Origin of the sequence: Motilimonas pumila (assembly GCF_003596335.1) — a bacterium.
In the GTDB taxonomy this organism is placed as follows: Bacteria; Pseudomonadota; Gammaproteobacteria; order Enterobacterales; family CBDFNC01; genus Motilimonas; species Motilimonas pumila.
Window position 1 is genome coordinate 1 of record NZ_QZCH01000117.1, and the last position, 953, is coordinate 953.

At 48.0% G+C, this 953-nt stretch carries 1 protein-coding gene; it reads right to left on the minus strand.

Annotated elements, in window-relative coordinates; translation table 11 throughout:
- On the minus strand, positions 1 to 855 hold an 855-nt coding region (locus D1Z90_RS20780), incomplete at its 3' end, for an ISAs1 family transposase (RefSeq protein WP_119912664.1).
- Between the last annotated feature and the right edge of the window lie 98 nt (positions 856 to 953).

The following is a 953-nucleotide window of genomic DNA, read 5'->3' on the forward strand; positions in this document are numbered from 1 at the left end:
CTCATCAAGAGCTGCGGAGCTGATGTAATAGCGATATGTCAGCTCGATTTCTTTCCCTTTCGCCTGCCTGAAGTTCATACATAACCCCAGTGTTTTCAGCTTTGGCCAATCAGGGAAGTCATCTGAGATGACTGTGGCTTCTTTGACATAATGAATACGTCCTTCCACCCGGCCTTTGTTCCTTTCAATCGTCAGGCCATCAAGTGGCTGAGCTCGCTCGCTGGCAAACGCGGCTTCGACCGCTGCATGTAAAGCGCTCTGATTAGATTTTAGCGCAAGCAGATAGTCGCCTTTGCTGCCTACAATTTGCTGAGCGATGGCGGTCTGGCAGCCCATTGCATCAATAGATACCAGTGCTCCCTCAACATCCAGCAAACGGATAAGCTCTGGGATTGCAGTGATTTCGTTAGATTTCTGCTCAGTCTTTATCTGGCCCAGCACTAACTTGTTCGCACAAGCAAATGCATTCACCATGTGTACGGTCGAACGTCTGTCCTCACGATTATATGAGCCTCGAAGCGTCTTACCATCTATTGCGATAATCTCACCATTAGAGAGTTCGTGAACGCTCTTCATCCAGTTGATAAAGCATAAGCGAAATTGCTCAGGGTCAACTCTCGAAACAATACGGGCAATGGTGTCGTCAACCGGCACACCATCTAAGAGAAAACCATGCTTCTTGAACCACTCATGGTGGCCTTCTGCATAATCCCGTATTTCTGACCAGCCTTCAGCCCCGGCGATGACTCCACATAAAGTGACGAACAACACATCGTACAACGGGTAAGTTACCTTGGCGGACTGTCGCTGATCTGTAATGGTGCTAAAGTGGGAGGTGAAAGCTTCAAGATACATGTCATACTCGCGCAAAAGTGAGTATAAGATCACGATAGTGCCTGGGCGTCAAATTGAACTGTATAGACTGCTCAAAAAACGTTCACGATCTTGCCCTG